Source organism: Aquimarina sediminis (assembly GCF_002895435.1).
Classification (GTDB): Bacteria; Bacteroidota; Bacteroidia; order Flavobacteriales; family Flavobacteriaceae; genus Aquimarina; species Aquimarina sediminis.
Genome location: NZ_POYJ01000006.1, coordinates 79134 through 99709, shown reverse-complemented (window position 1 = coordinate 99709; position 20576 = coordinate 79134). Strand labels below are relative to the sequence as shown.

The following is a 20576-nucleotide window of genomic DNA, read 5'->3' as shown; positions in this document are numbered from 1 at the left end:
TTTAATTTAAATTCTAAATTTATTGTTATTTGCAAAGAAGATAGCATTTACAAAGAAAAGCTTCCCGTTTTCCCAGAAGGATCTAAACAAAGGGTTGTCTACCATATAAATAATACTTCCATTACCTATTCTTGTTTCGCCAAAAATGAGTGAGTTGCCCAAACCTTTTAGAGCATCGTTACCAGCAAACCCTGACACTTTTTGTTGTTGCTCTATGTATGCTACATTATATCCGTTTTTTAAGAATTTTAAAGAATCACTTCCTAGTTTCAAACTAAAGTATGTATCGTTATACCCAAAAGCCATTGGATGAGACGAATCTACTTTGGTTTTAAAAATACTTCCTGTAATAAAATCTGTTACACTTGCACGTTCTCGTTGATCATAAGGGGTTAGGTTACCAATAGAATCTTTTTCCTTTTTATCAGATTTATTTTTTTTGAGATCAAACCCTTCTTTATCAACAAATGTATTTACTGCATTGGCAAGAGCAATTATTTTTCCTCCTTGACTGACCCATTCTTTTAATTTATTCAAAATGTTTTTGTCAAAATACCCATCGTAATACCCATTTGGTAGTATGAGAACATCATATTGATTAAGATTTATGTTTTTAAAATATTTAGTATCTATTGATGTCGTAGGAAATTTAAGTTGCTGTTCAAAGAAATACCAAATTTCACCATAGCTCAAAGAAGAAGTGTAGTCACCTTTAAGGACTGCGATTTTTTGATTGTTGATCAGTTTTACGTCTGGAGAGCCAAAGTCTACACCTTTGGTTGCAAAACTGGTTGAAGAAGTATATAATTTTCGGTTATGCTTATTCGCAATATCGACAACTTCTGTATCATAGTTTTTATTCTTACGATTATCACTTTTGGTAATGATAAGGCTTCCTTTTTTAAAATTTTCTGAGCCATTACTAAAATCTTTCTCACTAAAACGGACTCTAATATTATGTTTTAGTAAATCAGCCATAAAGGCAGCATCGTTTATACTATTCCATTTGGCAATATAGCCTGGACCATTAGGGTTTATTGTGTTATTAAAGGTGTTTTCTTTTCTGTTTCCATCGGTAGAAACCAGTGTAGTAGAAGCGATAGCATCTAATCCATAGGCATGAGGAACACTCCAGGCAGTAATATCATAGGTGAGGGGATCATTTAGTTTGGCATCAGGTTCAAAAAGTACTTTTACCATTTTACCTTTGGGTTGGTTTGTACTTACAACTAGTGCTCCTTTTGCATTCATACTCCCTTGCTTATTTTCTTTAAAACTAAAACCAGATACCTTTGCAGCATTGGTAAACCCATATTTAATTTGATGTTTGTCTAGTAAGCTTGTTAAGGAGTTAATTTTATCAGCTTCTCCTTTTAGGACATAACTTTTGTATTTCTGATTAGAATTGGTAAAGAATTTTTTAAACTCAGTATTAAGTTTTACGGCTTGTTGAGATGATATTTCTACAGTAGATAACCCTGTTGTAGTATGATGTAAGGCTCTGTCTTTTAAGGTTAGAATATAACCTTCATCAGTTTGAATACCTAAACCTGCCCGACCATGTCCTGCTTGTTCATAGGTCATTCCGATAGCTCCCATAAAAGTAGGATAGGTATCTCCGTAGCTAGGATATAGTAGATCAAAACGTTCTCGGGTAAAAAACAACCATCCTTCCGCATCAAAATATCTAGCATGATTTTTTCCGATTTGAGTCTGAAAATCTTTCTGCCACGGCGTTATAATTTCATGAAAAGGCTCTGCAGCAGGAGCAAAATAATATGGTTCATTAATCCCTTGTTCATGAAAATCTACATGTATATGAGGCATCCAGTCATTATATATTTTTAATCGTTGTCGAGACTCCACCTGAGTTGCCCAAGCCCAATCACGATTAAGATCAAATAGATAGTGATTTGGTCTTCCTCCTGGCCAAGGTTCATTGTGCTCTGAGGCAGATTGATCAGTCTGATATGGAGTGGCTTTTACTTGGTTGTACCAATTTACATAGCGGTCACGTCCATCTGGGTTGATACAGGGATCTATGATAACCACTGTATTTTGTAACCAAGCAGTTTTGTTTGTGATCAGTTCATAAACAGTTTTCATGGCAGCCTCAGTACCAGATGCTTCATTACCATGGACATTATAACTTAACCAAACTATTGCAATTTCAGGATTAGAAGTACCCTCAGCAAGACCAATATTTTTTAGATTATCAAGCCTTATGTTTTCAATATTTTTTAAATTCTCTTCAGAAGAGACTATTGCATATGTTAATGACCTACGTTCGTTTGTTTTTCCGTACGTATGATAAGTGACCATATTGGAGTGATTGGCAATATGGTTAAAATAATTTACAACATCTGCATGGCGTGTAAATTGGTCACCAATGTTATATCCTAAAAATTCTGAAGGAGATTGTAAATTGTTTTGAGAGTAAGTTAAGCATGTCGTTACGACAAAAAGTGAGATGATTAGTTTTTTCATTGACTGAAGAATTCATTTTAAAATGGTAAAATACCGAGTTATCTTTAGGATATAATCTGTATTAACTAAAATTTAGGATTTGAAATAATCTATAACTAAGAAAAGTATGATTTGAAAGCTTTTTAACTATAAAATGGAGCTTAATATTAAAAAAAATATAAAAAAATAAATGAAATGACAATCTGATGTATATTTAACCTCTCAAAAAAAATGTTTATGCCCAGTGACTGTATTCCGTTTCGTGATACGAATTATTTTTCATCTCTGATTTGTGACTATTTGGATCAAAAACCCGAATTGAAACCATTTTATAATCGTTTTCCTAAAATAGAAAACTTTAAAGATCAAATTAAAGAAAAAGAAGAATCATTCCCTGATCAGAATAGAGAAGTACTGGTGCAAGCATTAAGGAAGCAGTATAATTCTACCGTTTGTTCTGATCGTACTTATGAAAATATAAAATCATTAGAGAAATCAACAACTTTTACTGTTGTTACAGGGCACCAACTAAACCTTTTTACAGGGCCATTATATTTTTTGTATAAAATAATTTCAACAATAAACCTTACTAAAATTTTAAAAGAGAAGTACCCTGATTATGATTTTGTTCCTGTGTATTGGATGGCAACAGAAGATCATGATTTTGAAGAGATTAATTATTTTAATCTTTTTGGGAAAAAAATACGTTGGAATAAAGAGGATGGTGGAGCTGTAGGAATTTTTGATACAGAAGGGTTAGATAAAGTTTTTGAGATTTTTTCTTCTGAAATAGGGGTAGGAAAAAATGCAGAACAGCTTAAATCTTTGTTTAAAGAAGCTTATCTACAGCATACTAATCTTGCTGAAGCTACGCGATATTTGGCTAATGAGTTATTTAAGGAATATGGGCTAGTTATTGTAGATGGAGATGATAGAGAGTTAAAAAGGATGTTTATTCCATTTGTAGAAAAGGAATTAACAATGCAAGCTGCATATACTAATGTATTACCTAAGGCAAAAAAATTAGAAGCAGAAGGATATAAGGTACAGGTAAACCCCCGAGAAATTAATTTGTTTTACTTGGGAGAAGGGCTACGAGAAAGGATTGTCAAAAAAGAAGAAAAATATTATGTAAACGAAACAGAAATCTCCTGGAGCGAAAGTGAAATCCTAAAAGAGCTCGGTACATCTCCAGAAAAATTTAGTCCTAATGTAATGATGCGCCCTTTGTATCAAGAAGTTATTTTACCTAATCTCTGCTATATTGGAGGAGGGGGAGAGCTGGCATATTGGTTGGAGCTGAAAGATTATTTTAAAGAAATGCAGGTTGCTTTTCCAATGTTATTACTACGTAATTCAGTTTTGATACAAACCAAAAAACAGGCAGAAAAAATAGAGAAACTTAATGTGTCAGATATAGAGTTGTTTTTAAAACAACACGAATTAATAAATAGAAAAGTACGCAGGATATCTAATATTGATATTAATTTTGATCCTCAACGCAAATATTTAAAAGAACAGTTTGAAGTGATGTATGAGCTGGCTAACCAGACAGATGTTACTTTTTATAAGGCAGTAAAAGCCCAAGAGGTAAAACAACTTAAGGGATTAAAAACTTTAGAAAAACGATTACTCAAAGCTCAAAGGCGTAAGTTAAGTGACCATGTAAAACGATTGACAACGTTACAAAATGAACTTTTTCCAAATCAGAGCTTACAAGAGCGTAATCAAAACTTTACAGAACTTTATTTGGAATATGGTGCCTCGCTAATTCCAATGTTAGTTGAGTATTTAGATCCGTTAAAGGGCGAGTTTTTGATTCTAAAGAATTAATAGGTGATTTTTTTTGTATTGCGTAAATGTAAATGATGTTATATAAGTATAATTTTAATCATATATTCATTCTGGTTTTGTAGTTAAACAAGTTCTTTTTTAATCCAGTTAGGATTTTTAATCCACTTGGTGCTTTTGATCCAGCTGCCTTGAGCTTCATTTTTCTTTCTATAGGGATCCGTGTGTTTTCTTATAAATTCTAGAATAGAGATTGTAAGAGCTTCATTTTTTTTAGGGAATTTAGAATTAGGTGTCTTACTTTTAAATATTGGGTTGTCAGCTGTTTTTGTGGTAATAGAAGGGAATGATGGATTAGAGATTTTTGTAGAATATTCGGTGTTGTTTGCAAAACATTTGGGATTAGAAAGAAGGATAAGTATTATAAAAAGTTTAAAAGTAAAAAAGTTCATCACAATTGGGGTTTAAGAGGTTTATGGGATAAATTTAAAACGATTTAACTGCTTATAATATTAATATCGATAGAAAACAATTAAGTGACGATGAGTGGTTGTTTTGCTTAGATGGAGGATTCAGGATTTTTATCAAATCTATAGTTGTAAAATACTATTAAAAAAATAATGAATGAATCAAATGAATTGGTGGTGTAAGCATTCTATTGTGGAGATATCAGTTTAGATATTTATAGAAACAGGGATAGTATTTTAAGATCAAGATGTAAAATAGGTACTTCTCCAGCTGTTATTTTCCTTTTTAAAGAGCACACGTGTGTGATCTGGTCTTTTTAAACGAAGATATTCAATATGATACGGACTCAATGTTATTACAGAAAAAGAGTGTTTTCTTTCTAGGTAGTCTATAGAAGCAGTATTTTTGGTTTCTTTCTCCAGAAGTACTTGTGAGGTATACTCTTTTTTTAATTTTTTAGGAACTTGCCTCCACATAGATTGTAATATTTTATCATTTGTGATGATTTCGGCTTTGGCAAGGAGAGAGACCTGAAGAGACCTTTCTGTATCAGAAAATAATAGGCTAACTGAGTTATCTTTACTAATATGTGTGATTTTTTTAGACCTTTTATCAGTATATATGGTCAGGTTTAACATTTCATCAATCTTACGTAGTACAACAGTTCTCATTCTGGGGTTGCCATCAATATCAGATGTTGCTAAGGTGAAATGCCTAAAAGGGTGACTAGAAATATCAATCGCATTTTTAAAATCGTTTATAATAGAAGAAAAGATAATTCTTGTCATAGAATATTTTTTCTTAAAGTTACATGATTTTATACGGGTTAACAAAAGTTAAAAACGTAGAATAATTGCTGTGAAAATGTAAGTATATAGGTTTTTTTTTACAGAAGTATAAAGCTCAGTAAAAATGAATTAGAAATATTATTGAAAATTATTCCAAAAAAGGATTTCGGGGGTTATAATTTAATTTTATTTTTGCCTATGCAAAACAACGTACTTATTTTAGATTTTGGATCGCAATATACTCAACTCATCGCAAGAAGGGTGAGAGAGTTAAATATGTATTGCGAAATACACCCTTTTAATAACCTACCAGAAAACGTATCAGATTTTAAGGCAGTAATCCTATCAGGTTCGCCTTTCTCTGTTAGAGGAGAAGATGCTCCACATCCGGATTTATCAGAGATTAGAGGTAAGAAACCTCTGCTAGCGGTCTGTTATGGAGCTCAATACCTGGCTCATTTTAGCGGAGGAGAAGTTGCTCCTTCTAATACGAGAGAATATGGTAGAGCAAATTTATCTTTTGTAGAGAAAGATGAGCAGTTTTTCGAAAACATTGCAATAGGCTCTCAAGTATGGATGAGTCATAGTGATACTATAAAAAAATTACCTACAGGAGCAGTACGGTTAGCAAGTACAAATGATGTAGAGAATGCAGCATATAGAATCGAAAATGAAGATACTTATGCTATTCAATTTCATCCCGAAGTATATCATTCTACAGATGGAAAAAAACTTCTGGAAAACTTTTTGATCAAAATTGCAGATGTAACTCCCGATTGGACTCCCGATTCTTTTGTAGATGCTACGGTAGCTGACCTTAAAGCTAAGCTAGGAAATGATAAAGTAGTGTTAGGTTTAAGTGGTGGTGTGGACTCTACAGTTGCGGCTGTATTATTGCATAAAGCTATAGGAGAAAACCTGCACTGTATTTTTGTAAATAACGGATTACTTCGAAAAAATGAATTCTCTTCTGTATTAAAACAATACGAAGGTATGGGGCTTAATGTAAAAGGTGTAGATGCTTCGGCACGCTTTTTGGATGCTCTTGCAGGAGAAAGTGACCCAGAAGGGAAACGAAAAATTATTGGAAAGATTTTTATTGAAGTTTTTGATGATGAAGCGCATAAAATAGATAATGCAAAATGGTTAGGACAAGGTACAATTTATCCAGACGTTATTGAGTCAGTATCGGTTAACGGACCTTCTGCAACCATCAAATCTCATCATAATGTAGGGGGATTACCCGATTTTATGAAACTAGAAGTAGTCGAACCATTACGTATGCTATTTAAAGATGAGGTGCGTAGAGTTGGAGCTTCGATGGGACTTGATCCAGAATTATTAGGAAGACATCCTTTTCCTGGCCCAGGATTGGCAATACGTATTTTGGGAGATATTACTCCAGAGAAAGTTAATATATTACAAGAGGTTGATGCTATTTTTATAAATGGACTGAAAGAAAGTGGATTGTATAATAAAGTATGGCAAGCCGGTGCAATTTTGTTGCCAGTACAAAGTGTTGGTGTAATGGGAGATGAGCGAACCTATGAAAATTGCGTTGCTTTAAGAGCTGTAGAAAGTACAGATGGAATGACAGCAGATTGGGTAAACCTTCCATACGAATTTCTACAAAAAACTTCTAATACAATAATAAACAGAGTAAAAGGCGTTAATAGAGTAGTATATGATATTAGTTCTAAGCCTCCCGCAACGATAGAATGGGAATGATTGGATTTAGTTGAATTAGGAATTAAGGGGAATAAAAAAATAAATTAGATAAATACATGAAAAAGTTTTTATTGATCTTTTTGTTGTTGATCATGTCAGGATCAATTTATGCACAGCAATATAAAAGTCATAAGGTAGAAAAAGGAGAAAATGTATATAGAATAGCAAAACGATACAATGTAACTCCTGAAGCTATATACAAAATAAATCCAACAGCAAAAAGTGGAATTAATGAAGGTGAGATTTTGGCTATCCCAGTGATAGATGATCAAGAATATAAAACACATGTCGTAGAAAAAGATGACACGGTATATAGTTTATCTAAAAAATATAATATAAGTACAGAGACTATCTATTTACTTAATCCAGAAGCAGACAAAGGTATAAATATTGGTCAAATTCTTAATGTAGGTAAAATTGATAAAGAAAAAAACATTCCTATTGATGGTGTTTCCGAAGTTGGGAAAAATAAAATACTAGATAGTTTAAAAGCAGTTCCCCAAGAACGAAAAATTGTGCGGTTTATAACGCACAAAGTAAGAAAAAAAGAAACCTTGTATGGTATCGCTAAAACTTACAAAATTACGGTTGAGGATATAAAGAAGAATAATAAAAGACTATATTCTGAACAAATTAAGAAGAAAGACAAATTAAGAATACCCGTCTTTGCAGATGACTCTTCAAACAATCAAGTAATCGATGGTGGAGCTAATACCAGATTGTCTACGACAACCAGATATACTATCCAGCCAAAAGATACTAAGTATGGTATCGCTAGAAGGCATGGGATTACTACAGGTGAGTTAGAAAAACTTAATCCTAATATGGGGACTGGTTTTCCTGTTGGAATGCAAATTACGGTTCCTACTACGGTTTTTGTTTCTTTAAAAGATGCTGTACAGCCAGGTTTTGAGTTGTATGAGGTTAAGCCAAAGGAAACTATTTTTCGTATCTTACACCGTACTGGTATCTCCTCTGATTCATTGTTTAAAATGAATCCATATTTAAGAGATGGTTTGAAAGCCGGAATGGTTATTACAATCCCGAAAGATACCCTAACTGTTGTTACAGGTTTAACTAAAGAAAATTATATTGATTTGGGGAATAACCTATATAATTTTTCTCCGAAAAAGGTAGCGATTATGTTGCCTTTTAGTTTAGATGCTTTAAATTTTGATGCAAGAAAAGAAACAGAAGGATATCTTAAAAGCAAGCAAAGCCTTCGGATTGCATTAGATCTCTATAGTGGAATTCTGATAGCCGTAGATTCTGCAAAAACTAAAGGGATTACCACAGAACTTAATGTTTTTGATACTCAAAAAGGTAATAATAAGGATTATCTTAAAAAGATAGTTAATGAAAATGATTTTGATAGCACAGATGTAGTAATTGGTCCTTTGTATCAGACTAATGCAGAGGTTGTTGCATCTGAACTAAAAAAATACAACACACCAGTATTTTCACCTGCTTCGAGAAAAGAATCAGATTTGTATGATAATTTTTTTCAGACAAGACCGACAAATGTAGTATTGCAGGATAAGATAATCTCTTTTGTAGAAAAGGATTCTACAGATAAGAATATTATAATTATTGTTCAGCAAGGAACAAAGTATAAAGAAATTAAAGAAAAATTAGTCGCCAAATTTCCTGAAGCCAAGATTGCTAGGATTGAAAAAGGAAATTATCTTTATGAAGTGAGACTTAATAAAGTGCTAAGTAAAAATAAACCTAATTGGGTTTTTCTGGAGTCAAATGATGTTGCTATGATAAGTAATGTTATCCCATTGCTTAATGCTAAGCTAGAGGATTATGATATTACTCTGTTTACTTCTGATAAGAACAATGCCTTCGATAATGATAATATCAAAAATGAACACTTGTCTAAATTACATATGCATTATCCATCTGTAGATAAAGAGTTTGATGATAAAGGGATTGAGGAAGAAGAGGTGAAAATTACGCCATTTGCAAAAAAGTATAAAGAAAAATATGGAGTTGATCCTAATAATTGGGCTATCCGAGGCTTTGATATAGCATATGATGTTTTGATGAGATTAGGAACTGCAGACGACCTTTATCACTCTGCTTCTTTTGAAGGGACTACAGAGTATGTCGAGAACAAATTTAGGTATTCCAAAAAACTCATAGGAGGGTATCATAATAACGCTGCTTACCTTATTAAATTTGATGATGATCTAAAATTGACCTTAGTCGAATAATTTTTTTTTAAATTTCAATAAACATTGTTATATTAGGCTAATATTTAGAGAAAAAAGATTAAATATAAGGTGTATTAGTATTGTAATTTGGGAATATTTCTAATACTATGTAAAAACATATATTAATAGATAAAAAAAAAAGTTTTTTTTATATATCTTTGATATTGTTCAGGTTGCCTTTTTTTAGTTTTTTTTTAATTAGGGATCTCTGGCATTATAATTGTTTAGGGAAACATAGGAAAATGAATTAGGGATAGATTCTGTAAGTTGTGTATGGTTAAAAGTGCATATGTCATCTTTAGAAACTATAATAAAAGCTGTTTTGTAGAGTGCTAACAATATTTGCCCCATATTGTATCTTTTAGCACCTGTAATAGGCAAGGATATAACTTTTATTTGGGCATAATTGTTTGCAATTATGAGTAAGTGTATTACTATTATTTTATTTTTATTTATTGCCAATACCAATGGTTATGTAGGTAAGTTCTCGTATACAGAAAGAAGTGAATTGGATTGGTCTGATTTTAGAGGGAAACCAGATCATAATAGTACTTATGATTCGGCTGTTAATACAGGAATTACTTATCAATGGTCGTATGGTAAAGATAAAGGAGAGATCGAATTAAATTATCAGGTAGATAGCTTTTGCTACCCTTCTTTGTCATGGGTTAAAAGAGGACAAATGTCAGATAGCCTTCTTTCACACGAGCAGTTGCATTTTGATATCTCTGAATTACATGCCAGAATAATGCGAAAGAGATTAAAAGAATATAAGGCAGGAAAAAATATAAGAAGAGATCTTAATAAGATGTATAAGTTAGTTGAAAGAATGAGAATAAATATGCAAGAAAGATATGATGAAGAGACAGATCATTCAAGAAATCAAGAGGCTCAAAAAAAGTGGGAAAAAAAGGTAGAAACCTTAATGTGGTATTATAGAGGTTTTACTAAATAATATTCTTTTCAGAACACATGGAAATCCAAATCCAAAAGGATTTTTTAATCAAGTTAGCACATACCAAAATGCCTTTTGGTAAATATAAAGACCGATATCTTATTGATCTTCCAGAGTACTATATTGTATGGTATCATAATAAAGGCTTCCCTAAAGGAGTGTTGGGGCAACAACTACAAACAGTATACGAATTAAAGCTTAATGGGTTAGAGTACTTAATTAGAAATATTAAGAAAATGTAGTCATAGCTTTTTGTTTTATATTCCCTAAACATGTTCTTTTTTAATCTAGTACTATATGGCTTTCTGAGTACTAATTTTTGTCACCTACTTTCGTGTGTTTGTAATCTGTTATGAGTATAAAAGATTTTTAGATTGAATAAAAAAACGCCAGATTTTAATCTGGCGCTATGTATGTTTACATATACAATATTTTAAGAAGCTGATTCAGCGATCTCAGAAAATATATCTACATCAACTTGATTTTTAATTAAATCTTCAAATGTCTCTCGTTTACGAATCAGATGTGCTTTTCCTTCATGCCATAGTACCTCTGCTGGGCGATAACGTGAATTGTAATTACTCGACATAGAATAACAATAGGCACCAGCATTTTTAAAAGCAATGGTGTCACCTTCATTAATCTCAGGAATTCTTCGGTTTGTAGCAAAAGTATCAGTTTCGCAAACATATCCTACTACAGAATAAAATCGCTCTTTTCCGTTTGGATTAGAGATGTTTATAATATCATGGTGCGCATTGTAAAACATAGGGCGGATTAAGTGGTTGAAACCACTATCAATCCCAGCAAAAACAGTAGAAGTAGTCTGTTTAATAACATTTACTTTAGCTAAAAAGTACCCTGCTTCACTTACCAGAAATTTACCAGGTTCAAAACCAAGTATTAACTCTTTACCATATTCTTTGCAAAAAGCATTAAATCGTTTGGTCATCTTATTGCCAAATTCTTCGATATTAGTTTCAATATCTCCTGATTTGTAAGGTACTTTAAAACCACTTCCAAAATCAATAAAATCAAGATTTTTGAAATTCATTGCGGTTTCAAAAAGTATTTCGCATGCTCGTAAAAATACTTCGATATCTAAGATATCACTACCTGTGTGCATGTGTATTCCGTTAATACGCATTCCTGTATTCTCTACAATTCTTAGAATATGAGGAATTTGATGAATTGATATGCCGAATTTACTGTCTATATGACCAACTGATATTTTACTGTTTCCTCCTGCCATCACATGTGGATTCATACGAATACATACTGGGATATTAGGGTGTTTTGTGCCAAATTGCTCAAGAATAGAAAGGTTGTCAATATTTATTTGAACACCTAAAGCAGCCACTTCTTCTATTTCTTCAAGTGAAACTCCATTGGGAGTGAAAACAATATTATTTGGTTTAGCGCCAGCTTTGAGACCTAGTTGAACTTCTTGAATAGAAACAGTATCTAGTCCCGCACCTAATGAATTCATTAGCTTTAAAACAGCAATATTCGATAACGCCTTAACAGCATAGTTAAGTTTGAGCTGTTTGACTTTCTTAAATGCGTCTGTTAGACGATTATACTGTGAAGTAATTTTTGAGGAGTCATACACATATATAGGACTTCCGTACTCTTTTGAAATTGCTAATAAATTTTCATTTTCCATCGTGTCACAAATTTAAGCCTACGAAATTATCAATAAAATTAGAGATATTGATGTCTTGCAAAGAAAAAATCTATCACTAAAGTAGATTTTTAGACTATTAACTTGTTTTTAAGGTGTATAAACATCGTTTATTTAGTATTTTTAATAAAAAAACATGTTACCTCTTTTTCCATTAAAAACAGTTGTTTATCCAGGAGAGCGTTTACCATTACATATCTTTGAAAAAAGATATCAACAGCTAATTAATGACTGTGAGAAGGATGGTGTTTTGTTTGGGATACCTACTTATATTGATGAAAAATTGGATTATGGTACTGAGATAAAACTTCAAAAAATTGCAAAGAGATACCCAAAGGGAGAAAAAGATATTGTATGTATAGGGACCAGAATTTTTAGAATCAAAAAGTTTTATCAACAATTCCCTGGTAAACTTTATGCAGCAGGAGATGTTGAGTTTTTAAAAGATGATGAAGGTAGTGAAGAAGAATTGCAAGAAGAATTGCTTAGGAATATCGCAATTTTATATATAGAACTTACTATAGACAACCCTCCTATATTTAGTATTCCATTTGTGAGTTATCAAGTAGCTCATAAGATTGGTTTGGCGTTGCATCAGGAGTACCATTTGTTAAAGCTCCGAAACGAATCAGAAAGGTTAAGTTACCTTATAAAGCATCTTAAAGTTACGATCCCTATTGTAAGAGAGATGAATAGGGCTAAAGCGGTTATTAAGATGAATGGACATTTTAAGAACTTCGATCCTTTAGATTTTGAAGACTTTAGGTTGTAAAATTGGCATAGTAAGATAAGGATAGGTTGCTGTCTTTATGAGGGAGTTTGCCTAATAAAAAGAAGCTAACTTTTTTTACCACAAAAGATTGGCACAGTAACTTCACTTTTCATATTTTTGGAACTCCTAAAAAAGGCAAAAAAAAACATTATGAATTTACACGAGTATCAGGGTAAAGAGATATTAAACAGCTTTGGGGTGCGTATTCAGCGTGGTATTGTAGCGCAAAACGCAAATGAGGCTGTAGCAGCGGCAAAACAACTTACTGCAGAAACGGGGACAGGATGGCATGTGATTAAAGCACAAGTTCATGCTGGAGGACGAGGAAAAGGTGGTGGAGTTAAGTTAGCTAAAAACCTTCAGGAAGTAGAAGAAATTGCAGGACAGATTATCGGAATGAATTTAATCACTCCTCAAACTTCTGCTGAAGGGAAAAAAGTACACCAAGTATTAGTTGCAGAAGATGTGTATTATCCTGGAGATAGTGAACCGGATGAATTTTATATGTCTGTGTTGCTAAATCGTACTTCAGGACGTAACATGATTATGTATTCTACAGAAGGTGGAATGGACATTGAAACTGTTGCAGAAGAAACTCCACACTTGATTTTTACAGAAGAAGTGGATCCTGCAGTTGGATTACTTCCTTTTCAAGCAAGACGTGTAGCATTTAATTTGGGATTAAGTGGTGCTGCGTTTAAGGAGATGACAAAATTTGTAATGGCATTATATACTGCTTATGTTAAATCTGATGCTTCTTTATTCGAAATCAACCCTGTTCTTAAGACTAGTGATAGTAAGATTATGGCGGTGGATGCCAAGGTAACTTTGGATGATAATGCACTTTATCGTCATAAGAACTATGTAGATATGCGTGATATTCGAGAGGAAAACCCAATCGAAGTTGAAGCAAAAGAAGTTGGACTTAACTATGTAGATCTAGATGGTAATGTAGGTTGTATGGTAAATGGTGCAGGTCTTGCAATGGCTACAATGGATTTGATTAAGCAAGCAGGTGGAGAACCAGCAAATTTCCTTGATGTAGGAGGTACTGCAGATGCAAAACGTGTAGAAACGGCATTTAGAATTATTTTAAAAGATCCTAATGTTAAAGCTATTCTTATTAATATTTTTGGAGGTATCGTACGTTGTGATAGAGTAGCGCAAGGTGTGGTAGATGCATATAAAAATATGGGTGACGCAATAAAAGTGCCTATTATCGTTCGTTTGCAAGGAACTAATGCAGATATAGCAAAAGAGCTTATTGACAATAGTGGATTAGATGTGCAAAGTGCGGTTCAGTTTCAAGAAGCAGCTGACAAAGTACAAGCTGTATTGGCATAATGAGCTAATAAGTTTTTATTATAGATATATGAGAAGCGATCTTACTTTGGGTCGCTTCTTTTTTTTGTGTAAGTTGTAAAAAAAAACAGACTCATGAAGAGTAGGGTAGAAGAAATAGTTTTAAGATTGGATATGAACCCTCATCCTGAAGGAGGGTATTATAAAGAAGTGTATAGAAGTAAGCAGGTTATTCCAAAAAATGTTTTAGGAAAAAAGTTTACCGGAGAGCGTTGCTGTTGTACGGCAATCTATTTTCTTCTTACTTCAGATAATTTTTCGGCATTTCATAAAATTAACCAAGACGAGATATGGCATTATTATGAGGGCTCCTCATTATATGTTCATGTAATCGATCCTGCCGGAAATTATAGTAAATATAGTGTGGGAATAAACTTAGATATAGGTGAGTCCCCACAACTAGTAGTGCCTGCTGATTGTTGGTTTGCTTCCGAAGTAAAAAATAAGGATAGTTATTCTTTAGTTGGATGTACAGTGTCGCCTGGATTTGACTTTGATGATTTTGAATTGGCAGATAGAGGAGATCTGATTCAAAAATATCCTGATTGCAAAGATATTATTACTCGTTTAACTAGAGATCAGTAATTCTATGTTCCAACAATGTAATTAATACTTACTGTTGCTAAATCAGAATTTGGGAATTTAGAAAAGTATTTGTCATCACTTTGTAATCCTACTTCTTTAATAACCTTTAGGAAAGAATTGATTTCCAAAATATACTGATCAGAAAACCCGTGAGTAGCATCATATGCAGTAGCTGCAGTTTTGCCAAGATTTTTTGCAGTTAGTTCTGGAGGGATAGTATGAAGTTCTATAACAATTAACCCGAATTTGGAGATATGAGGCGCCCATTTCTTAAAATGATCCTTTAGATTGCGTTCAACATTGTTGTTAAGCAAACGTTTTCCGCGATAGGCAAATGCACCTGTGGATTGACTAGGAGAGTTCAGTTGCGAATTTGGTTCGCTCCATATTCTGTTATGGTCTAAGAATGTTCTTACTGATAATAGGTCTTTTAATTCGATATTGTAATTTTCTTTTAGGTCATTTTGAAGCAAATCGGGGTCGCTAATATCTCCCCAAATTACTTTTGCCCAGATGTCCGCTTGTATTAAGTTAGCTCTGGTAACTTTTAGGGCGGCTTTATTGTAATCTGCTCCTACTAAAAATAGAGGGTAATCATCGAGATGTTTTCCGCGCAGGGTTTTGGATTCGATAACTTCAAACAGGTGAATTAGAAAAGCACCATTGCCACATCCCATGTCCAAAATCCCTTTGGGTTGTTCGTCTAGTGGTCTATTAAAAAGGCTGATAATGATTTCATCGATTTTTTTAAAATAAGAAGCGTGTGCTCCTCCACTTCCCCAAACATTCATTTCGCGATCTACATGTGTTTCAGTGTCGGTTTGTGTATCCCATAGTACATTTGAATTGCCAAATAAAAGAGAATTCATTTGTCTGAACATAGGAATGTAAGAAACCGTAACGCCATATGCAGAGGCTCTTTTTGCAAAAAACAAACCCTTATTAGTAAAAGTGTAATGGTTATTCGATTTACTGAACCAGCCTAGGTGGCACAAAAAGGTTAAGATGGTATCAAAACTTTTAGGAAACTTATGATATTCATCTGCACTAAAAGAAGCTTCCATAAAATATTTATGAAACATACCTCCCATACCAAGATGTACAGTAGTGGGGCCAACCAAAATACCTTCAATATGCTTAAGGATTTGATTTTGAACTACAGTGTTCTCAGAAGTAGAATGTAAACCGAAACGATTTTTATACTTTTCAAACAACTGTTCGAGTTTATGAAAAGGTTCTTGTTCAAATTTTCTAGGGTGAAATTTACCAGAAAACTCTAGTAAATCAACTACCTCTTTATATAGATAAAAATGGTCAAAGGCTAATTTGGAATTCTTGTTGGTTTTTATAGTTACTTTTCCATCGATTGTATTGTAATCCAACCATCCCTGGGCACTGAGAATTCGCAAAGCAACATTTAGATATCCTTCATTAGCATTACAGGAGTCAGCAATTTGAGAAATTGATGATTCTTCATGATCAATTAGATATTGAGTTACCTTGTTTTTAAATAAAGAGTAAGCAACGGGTGCTACAGCTATTCCATCCAAATGACGGAAAAGTTCTTCTCTATATTGCTTTTTTTCTGCAGTTGTAAGCATAAATGCGTAATTAAGTGGTTGTTGGGTATGAGTAATTATATTGTTCCAACCAAATTAAGCATTTATTTCGAAGTAAAAAATGTTAGTTAGTATTCTTGTTTTTGGGTGTAACCTCTTTTTTAGGGGGCATAGGTCCTCTTAAGTGAATTATTAATCCATTTAAAAAATTACGAAGGATCTGATCTCCACACTCCATGTATTTTGGATGACTTTCATTTCTAAAAAAGGCACCAAGCTCACTTTTACTTACTTTAAAATCTACTAGTTTGCAGATTTTTATAATATCATCGTCACGTAATTTGTGCGCAACTCTAAGTTTTTTGAAAATATCATTGTTTGTTAAACCCATGGTGCAAAGGTATATCTTTTGAGCGAAAAATGAGAGTAAAATCTGAAGTTGAATCAAATGAAGAAGTATTAATTTATTACTTTCGACAAAAAAAAGTAATAGACTTATGTATAACAGAGAGGAAAAATTAAGTTTGCTTTCAGAAATGATACAATTTGCAAAAGCTGATAAAAAATTTAAAGAAGAAGAGTATAATTTTATTTTGGCTGTAGCTTTGCAGCTTGAAGTTACAAAGGATGAGGTAGATATTTTGGTAGAAAAAGGAGTGGAAAAAACAAATTTACAATCCGAGTCTCAACGTATTCTTCAGTTTCATAGATTGGTGTTACTTATGAATGTTGATCAGGAGACTTCTCAATTAGAAATTCAAAAAATTAAAGAAATGGGATTGCATATGGGGTTGCGACCAGAAGCAATAGATATGGTTCTTGAAAAAATGTATGAATATCCAAATAAAGTAATTCCGCCTCAAGAGTTAATTGCCATATTTACCAGATTTTATAATTGATAGAAAGGTAAAACATTAAATAAAGTATAAGAAGCTCGTAAAGAAAATTTACGGGCTTTTGTTTTTGTGAGCTTTTGTCATCTAAAAAAAACGGTTTAATGACATTTTGACATTATTACAAAATAAAACAACGACAAAATGTCATTAAAATAGCAATGGAACTCAAATTGATACATACTCATTGAAATTAAAATTTAGGATAACCTTTAAAAAAAAATAAAATGAGTTTAATAAAAAAAACAGACAGATTACCATTTCTTTTAGATGATTTTTTCTCTACAGATTGGCTTGGGGGGACAACCAATGTAAGTAAAATAGGATTTAATACTCCTGCTGTAAATGTAAAAGAAACAGATAATGATTATACCGTAGAACTTGCATCTCCGGGGCTTGTCAAAGAAGATTTTAATATAGAACTAGATAATGATACGCTTACTATTTCTGCTAGTTCTAAATCAGAAAATGACACTAAAGAAGATAATGGTAAGTATACTAGAAAAGAATTTAGCTATAGTACCTTCAAACGATCTTTTAGTTTGCCAGATACTGTAGATTCTACAAGAATAGAAGCTTCTTATGAAAATGGAATATTATTGATTTCAATACCTAAAAAAGAAGAAGCAAAAGTACAACCCAAGAGATTGATTGATATTTTATAATTTGATTTGGTTTTTGTTTAGTTATTGATTTAAGCACCCTTTTTTAATAAAGGGTGTTTTTTTTGTATTTATATGATAACTAGCTCTTTTAGGTTGTGGTCATTAGCTAATATTTTTTTTATTCATAAATAAATTGTATTATTGTGATATCAAAATGATATTATTATGAAAAACGAAAATGAAATAAAAGCGAATAATGGTTATGTAGTATTGGGTATATTGTTGTTAGTAATAATCGCAATGGTAATAGGGATTATTATGACAGAGAACCCCGCTTTTTTGCTTTTAATAGCTGTAATATTATTAATGGTGAAAGGCTTTTTTATAGTCAACCCGAATAGTTCTAAAGTAATGGTACTTTTTGGGGCGTATAAAGGAACAATAAAGAATAATGGTTTCTTTTGGGCTAACCCTTTTTATCTCAAGCAAAAAATATCTTTACGAGCTAGAAATTTTTATAGCGAACGGGTAAAAGTGAATGATAAGATTGGTAATCCAATTTTGATTAATGTAATTTTGGTGTGGAAAGTAAAGGATACCTATAAAGCAGCTTTTGATGTAGATCATTATGAAGAATTTGTGAGAGTGCAAACCGATGCGGCGGTAAGAAAACTTGCAGGTTCTTATCCTTATGATAATTTTGCTGATGGTAAACATGAAGTGACATTATTATCAGGAATGCATGAGGTAAATGAAGCTTTAGAAAATGAAATCACCGAGCGTTTGGCTATTGCAGGAATAGAAGTAATGGAGGCAAGAATAGGATATTTGGCTTATGCTCCCGAAATTGCAAGCGCTATGTTAAAAAGACAACAGGCAGTAGCAATTGTAGCTGCTCGAAAAAAAATAGTCGAAGGAGCCGTTGGGATGGTAGAAGATGCATTATCCAAACTATCAGAAGATGATATAATTGATTTTGATGAAGATAAAAAAGCTTCTATGGTAAGTAATTTGATGGTTGTTTTATGTGGTGATAAAGAAGCAACTCCTGTTATAAATACAGGGACATTACATTCGTAATATATGAGTAAGAAAAAATCATTTGTTCTTAGAATAGACCCTGAAACTTTCAAGTTGATTGAAAAATGGGCAGATGATGAATTTCGAAGTGTTAATGGACAATTAGAATGGATGATTCACAAAAGCCTTAAAGATGCAAAGCGATTGAAATCTAAGAAAAAACCAGACAATCTCAAGGAAGATTAATTGCAGTAAAAGAAGTGTCAGTAATAACTCTGTCTATAAATTTGCGTTTTGATTTACAACGAACTTGTGCTTGATTCTGCGTACCAGATAATAAGCAACTATAAGATTTGGTACCCAGCACAACCAGGCTACTATTCTATAAGCGACGATAAAATCACCAATAGACATAACAAGAAAAGGGAGCCATATTCTAAGAGTGACAGCTGCAAAACATGCAGCGTAGCTGTAATACATCATTGTTTGATGTAGGTGAATCTTCAAGGTTTTGGCGTACCAAAACGCTATAGATGTAGTATACATCCATAGTATTGCTAAGGCAATAAAACCGAGAGATGATATAACTCCGCCAGTTGCAAAGAAACCAATGTAAATTCCAGAAATACCACTTATTAGAACAGTTAAAACATAGATTTTCCCTATTGTTTTATGCAGCTTTGGTTTAGAACTCCTTATGTTATCATTAAACTGAATCCAGCCAATTAGTAGTGCAATCCCACCTGGTATTATATGACTATAGAAGGAGATGTTCCAAATTACACTAGATAGTATTTCAATATTTTTGGAAAAAAACAATCCAAACTCAGAAAGATTAAAAAGATAGGCAAGAGGGTACAGACCAATTACTATACTTAGTAAAGAAAAAATGATTTGGATAATTTTTTTCATGGTTAAGTAACTACAGATCTAACCATTTTTTAAAATTAGAAGTTCGTTCTCTAGAAACAATAACTTGATTCTCATTGACAGGGTTTAACTTTAATAATAATCGGCTATTAAAATAACTATGGATTTCTATCACGGCTTTTACCGATACCATAAATTTTCTATTGATTCTAAAAAAATGAACTGGATCCAGGATATCTTCCAGTTGATCTATTGTGTATTCTATGGGGTATTGTTTACTTGTATGTGAATGTAAAAAGATGACTCCTTCATGAGATTTAAAATATGCAATATCATCTACATTGAATGTATTAAACTGATTTCCGACCTTAACCATGAAACGTCGTTTATATTCTTTTGCGAATAAGTTTTTAATATGTTTCAGCTTATCTTCACTCATTGCCAGACTACTTCCCGTAATGTTTTTTCGATATTTGGATAGTGCACTATTCAAATCTTTTTTATCTATAGGTTTGAGAAGGTAATCTAATCCATTGTACTTAAAACCTCTGATAGCATATTCATTATACGCTGTTGTGAATATTACTGGGGGATGATCTTCTAAGCTATCCAATATATCAAACCCATATCCATCATTTAATTGAATATCCAGGAATATAAGATCGGGTAACGGGTTATTTCTAAACCAATCGCGTCCATTCTCAACAGAAGTGATTTGACCTGCAATTTCTATTTCTGGAGCTAATTCCTTTATAAGGTTAGCTAAACGCCTGGAAGCTATATTTTCATCTTCAACAATTACTGCTGTCAT

General features: G+C 32.7%; 21 protein-coding genes. 12 read left to right on the top strand and 9 right to left on the bottom strand.

Translation table 11 applies throughout. The features are described 5' to 3' along the window. Positions 1–6 precede the first annotated feature (6 nt). A complete protein-coding gene (locus C1X07_RS14360; protein ID WP_103070729.1) occupies positions 7–2487 on the bottom strand; it encodes a M14 metallopeptidase family protein in 2481 nt (826 codons plus the stop codon). 216 nt (positions 2488–2703) lie between these two features. Between C1X07_RS14360 and bshC the strand changes: the two genes are divergently transcribed. Further along, positions 2704–4299 (top strand): bacillithiol biosynthesis cysteine-adding enzyme BshC, encoded by a 1596-nt coding sequence (gene bshC / locus C1X07_RS14355; protein ID WP_103070728.1) that lies wholly within the window; start codon positions 2704–2706, stop codon positions 4297–4299. 83 nt (positions 4300–4382) lie between these two features. Here bshC and C1X07_RS14350 read toward each other — a convergent pair whose 3' ends face one another. Continuing rightward, on the bottom strand, positions 4383–4709 hold the full coding sequence (locus tag C1X07_RS14350) for a hypothetical protein (RefSeq protein ID WP_103070727.1): 327 nt from the start codon (positions 4707–4709) through the stop codon (positions 4383–4385). A gap of 258 nt (positions 4710–4967) precedes the next feature. After that, complete coding sequence (locus C1X07_RS14345; RefSeq protein ID WP_103070726.1) at positions 4968–5513, bottom strand: pyridoxamine 5'-phosphate oxidase family protein; 546 nt, start codon at positions 5511–5513, stop codon at positions 4968–4970. Between the two features lie 198 nt (positions 5514–5711). On the opposite strand from C1X07_RS14345, the gene guaA reads away from it, so the two are divergent. Together guaA and C1X07_RS14335 are read left to right on the top strand one after the other, a co-directional pair. After that, positions 5712–7241 (top strand): glutamine-hydrolyzing GMP synthase, encoded by a 1530-nt coding sequence (gene guaA / locus C1X07_RS14340; protein WP_103070725.1) that lies wholly within the window; start codon positions 5712–5714, stop codon positions 7239–7241. Positions 7242–7297: 56 nt separating this feature from the next. Then, positions 7298–9460 carry a LysM peptidoglycan-binding domain-containing protein gene (locus tag C1X07_RS14335; protein ID WP_103070724.1) on the top strand — a complete coding sequence of 721 codons (2163 nt, stop codon included), beginning with the start codon at positions 7298–7300 and terminating at the stop codon, positions 9458–9460. 198 nt (positions 9461–9658) lie between these two features. On the opposite strand, the gene C1X07_RS25035 is transcribed toward C1X07_RS14335, so the two are convergent. Further along, positions 9659–9811: a hypothetical protein gene (locus C1X07_RS25035; protein WP_164914168.1), complete on the bottom strand. Its 153-nt coding sequence runs from the start codon at positions 9809–9811 to the stop codon at positions 9659–9661. A 67-nt stretch (positions 9812–9878) separates the two neighbouring features. Here C1X07_RS25035 and C1X07_RS14330 point away from each other — a divergent pair, with 67 nt between their 5' ends. After that, positions 9879–10415, top strand: a complete 537-nt coding sequence (locus C1X07_RS14330; RefSeq protein WP_103070723.1) for a DUF922 domain-containing protein — start codon at positions 9879–9881, stop codon at positions 10413–10415. A gap of 17 nt (positions 10416–10432) precedes the next feature. Next, a complete protein-coding gene (locus C1X07_RS14325; RefSeq protein WP_103070722.1) occupies positions 10433–10657 on the top strand; it encodes a DUF3820 family protein in 225 nt (74 codons plus the stop codon). A gap of 191 nt (positions 10658–10848) precedes the next feature. Here the strand turns inward: C1X07_RS14325 and lysA are convergent, their stop codons facing one another. Further along, the gene (gene lysA / locus C1X07_RS14320) at positions 10849–12081 is read right to left on the bottom strand and encodes a diaminopimelate decarboxylase (RefSeq protein WP_103070721.1); all 1233 of its coding nucleotides are present in this window, start codon (positions 12079–12081) and stop codon (positions 10849–10851) included. Positions 12082–12235: 154 nt separating this feature from the next. Between lysA and C1X07_RS14315 the strand changes: the two genes are divergently transcribed. The 3 genes from C1X07_RS14315 to C1X07_RS14305 all read left to right on the top strand — a co-directional run bounded on the left by C1X07_RS14315 (position 12236) and on the right by C1X07_RS14305 (position 14818). Beyond that, a complete protein-coding gene (locus tag C1X07_RS14315; RefSeq protein ID WP_103070720.1) occupies positions 12236–12871 on the top strand; it encodes an LON peptidase substrate-binding domain-containing protein in 636 nt (211 codons plus the stop codon). Between the two features lie 150 nt (positions 12872–13021). Continuing rightward, positions 13022–14215 carry an ADP-forming succinate--CoA ligase subunit beta gene (gene sucC, locus C1X07_RS14310; protein WP_103070719.1) on the top strand — a complete coding sequence of 398 codons (1194 nt, stop codon included), beginning with the start codon at positions 13022–13024 and terminating at the stop codon, positions 14213–14215. 93 nt (positions 14216–14308) lie between these two features. Next, positions 14309–14818, top strand: coding sequence for a cupin domain-containing protein (locus C1X07_RS14305; protein WP_103070718.1), 510 nt, complete (start codon positions 14309–14311; stop codon positions 14816–14818). Positions 14819–14820: 2 nt separating this feature from the next. Here the strand turns inward: C1X07_RS14305 and C1X07_RS14300 are convergent, their stop codons facing one another. Continuing rightward, positions 14821–16419 (bottom strand): class I SAM-dependent methyltransferase, encoded by a 1599-nt coding sequence (locus C1X07_RS14300; RefSeq protein WP_103070717.1) that lies wholly within the window; start codon positions 16417–16419, stop codon positions 14821–14823. Positions 16420–16501: 82 nt separating this feature from the next. Further along, positions 16502–16768 carry a DUF1456 family protein gene (locus tag C1X07_RS14295; protein ID WP_103070716.1) on the bottom strand — a complete coding sequence of 89 codons (267 nt, stop codon included), beginning with the start codon at positions 16766–16768 and terminating at the stop codon, positions 16502–16504. A gap of 106 nt (positions 16769–16874) precedes the next feature. Between C1X07_RS14295 and C1X07_RS14290 the strand changes: the two genes are divergently transcribed. The 4 genes from C1X07_RS14290 (at position 16875) to C1X07_RS14275 (ending at position 19141) form a co-directional block, all read left to right on the top strand. Beyond that, complete coding sequence (locus C1X07_RS14290) at positions 16875–17276, top strand: hypothetical protein (protein ID WP_103070715.1); 402 nt, start codon at positions 16875–16877, stop codon at positions 17274–17276. 221 nt (positions 17277–17497) lie between these two features. After that, on the top strand, positions 17498–17935 hold the full coding sequence (locus C1X07_RS14285) for an Hsp20/alpha crystallin family protein (RefSeq protein WP_103070714.1): 438 nt from the start codon (positions 17498–17500) through the stop codon (positions 17933–17935). 165 nt (positions 17936–18100) lie between these two features. Continuing rightward, positions 18101–18955 carry an SPFH domain-containing protein gene (locus C1X07_RS14280; RefSeq protein ID WP_103070713.1) on the top strand — a complete coding sequence of 285 codons (855 nt, stop codon included), beginning with the start codon at positions 18101–18103 and terminating at the stop codon, positions 18953–18955. Positions 18956–18958: 3 nt separating this feature from the next. Beyond that, entirely contained in the window at positions 18959–19141 is a 183-nt protein-coding gene (locus C1X07_RS14275; RefSeq protein WP_103070712.1) for an Arc family DNA binding domain-containing protein, read from the top strand. Between the two features lie 33 nt (positions 19142–19174). Here C1X07_RS14275 and C1X07_RS14270 read toward each other — a convergent pair whose 3' ends face one another. Together C1X07_RS14270 and C1X07_RS14265 are read right to left on the bottom strand one after the other, a co-directional pair. Further along, a complete protein-coding gene (locus C1X07_RS14270; RefSeq protein ID WP_103070711.1) occupies positions 19175–19807 on the bottom strand; it encodes a DUF2306 domain-containing protein in 633 nt (210 codons plus the stop codon). A 10-nt stretch (positions 19808–19817) separates the two neighbouring features. Continuing rightward, positions 19818–20576 carry a LytR/AlgR family response regulator transcription factor gene (locus tag C1X07_RS14265; RefSeq protein WP_103070710.1) on the bottom strand — a complete coding sequence of 253 codons (759 nt, stop codon included), beginning with the start codon at positions 20574–20576 and terminating at the stop codon, positions 19818–19820.

What these genes read in the sequence shown, in the direction of transcription:
- C1X07_RS14300 (WP_103070717.1), bottom strand. Translation starts at nt 16,419, where the DNA reads ATGCTTACAACTGCAGAAAAAAAGCAATATAGAGAAGAACTTTTCCGT.
- C1X07_RS14360 (WP_103070729.1), bottom strand. Translation starts at nt 2,487, where the DNA reads ATGAAAAAACTAATCATCTCACTTTTTGTCGTAACGACATGCTTAACT.
- C1X07_RS14345 (WP_103070726.1), bottom strand. Translation starts at nt 5,513, where the DNA reads ATGACAAGAATTATCTTTTCTTCTATTATAAACGATTTTAAAAATGCG.
- bshC (WP_103070728.1), top strand. Translation starts at nt 2,704, where the DNA reads ATGCCCAGTGACTGTATTCCGTTTCGTGATACGAATTATTTTTCATCT.
- C1X07_RS14295 (WP_103070716.1), bottom strand. Translation starts at nt 16,768, where the DNA reads ATGGGTTTAACAAACAATGATATTTTCAAAAAACTTAGAGTTGCGCAC.
- guaA (WP_103070725.1), top strand. Translation starts at nt 5,712, where the DNA reads ATGCAAAACAACGTACTTATTTTAGATTTTGGATCGCAATATACTCAA.
- sucC (WP_103070719.1), top strand. Translation starts at nt 13,022, where the DNA reads ATGAATTTACACGAGTATCAGGGTAAAGAGATATTAAACAGCTTTGGG.
- C1X07_RS14280 (WP_103070713.1), top strand. Translation starts at nt 18,101, where the DNA reads ATGAAAAACGAAAATGAAATAAAAGCGAATAATGGTTATGTAGTATTG.
- C1X07_RS14305 (WP_103070718.1), top strand. Translation starts at nt 14,309, where the DNA reads ATGAAGAGTAGGGTAGAAGAAATAGTTTTAAGATTGGATATGAACCCT.
- C1X07_RS14335 (WP_103070724.1), top strand. Translation starts at nt 7,298, where the DNA reads ATGAAAAAGTTTTTATTGATCTTTTTGTTGTTGATCATGTCAGGATCA.
- C1X07_RS14290 (WP_103070715.1), top strand. Translation starts at nt 16,875, where the DNA reads ATGTATAACAGAGAGGAAAAATTAAGTTTGCTTTCAGAAATGATACAA.
- C1X07_RS14275 (WP_103070712.1), top strand. Translation starts at nt 18,959, where the DNA reads ATGAGTAAGAAAAAATCATTTGTTCTTAGAATAGACCCTGAAACTTTC.
- C1X07_RS14330 (WP_103070723.1), top strand. Translation starts at nt 9,879, where the DNA reads ATGAGTAAGTGTATTACTATTATTTTATTTTTATTTATTGCCAATACC.
- C1X07_RS25035 (WP_164914168.1), bottom strand. Translation starts at nt 9,811, where the DNA reads ATGGGGCAAATATTGTTAGCACTCTACAAAACAGCTTTTATTATAGTT.
- C1X07_RS14265 (WP_103070710.1), bottom strand. Translation starts at nt 20,576, where the DNA reads ATGACAGCAGTAATTGTTGAAGATGAAAATATAGCTTCCAGGCGTTTA.
- C1X07_RS14315 (WP_103070720.1), top strand. Translation starts at nt 12,236, where the DNA reads ATGTTACCTCTTTTTCCATTAAAAACAGTTGTTTATCCAGGAGAGCGT.
- C1X07_RS14325 (WP_103070722.1), top strand. Translation starts at nt 10,433, where the DNA reads ATGGAAATCCAAATCCAAAAGGATTTTTTAATCAAGTTAGCACATACC.
- C1X07_RS14285 (WP_103070714.1), top strand. Translation starts at nt 17,498, where the DNA reads ATGAGTTTAATAAAAAAAACAGACAGATTACCATTTCTTTTAGATGAT.
- lysA (WP_103070721.1), bottom strand. Translation starts at nt 12,081, where the DNA reads ATGGAAAATGAAAATTTATTAGCAATTTCAAAAGAGTACGGAAGTCCT.
- C1X07_RS14270 (WP_103070711.1), bottom strand. Translation starts at nt 19,807, where the DNA reads ATGAAAAAAATTATCCAAATCATTTTTTCTTTACTAAGTATAGTAATT.
- C1X07_RS14350 (WP_103070727.1), bottom strand. Translation starts at nt 4,709, where the DNA reads ATGAACTTTTTTACTTTTAAACTTTTTATAATACTTATCCTTCTTTCT.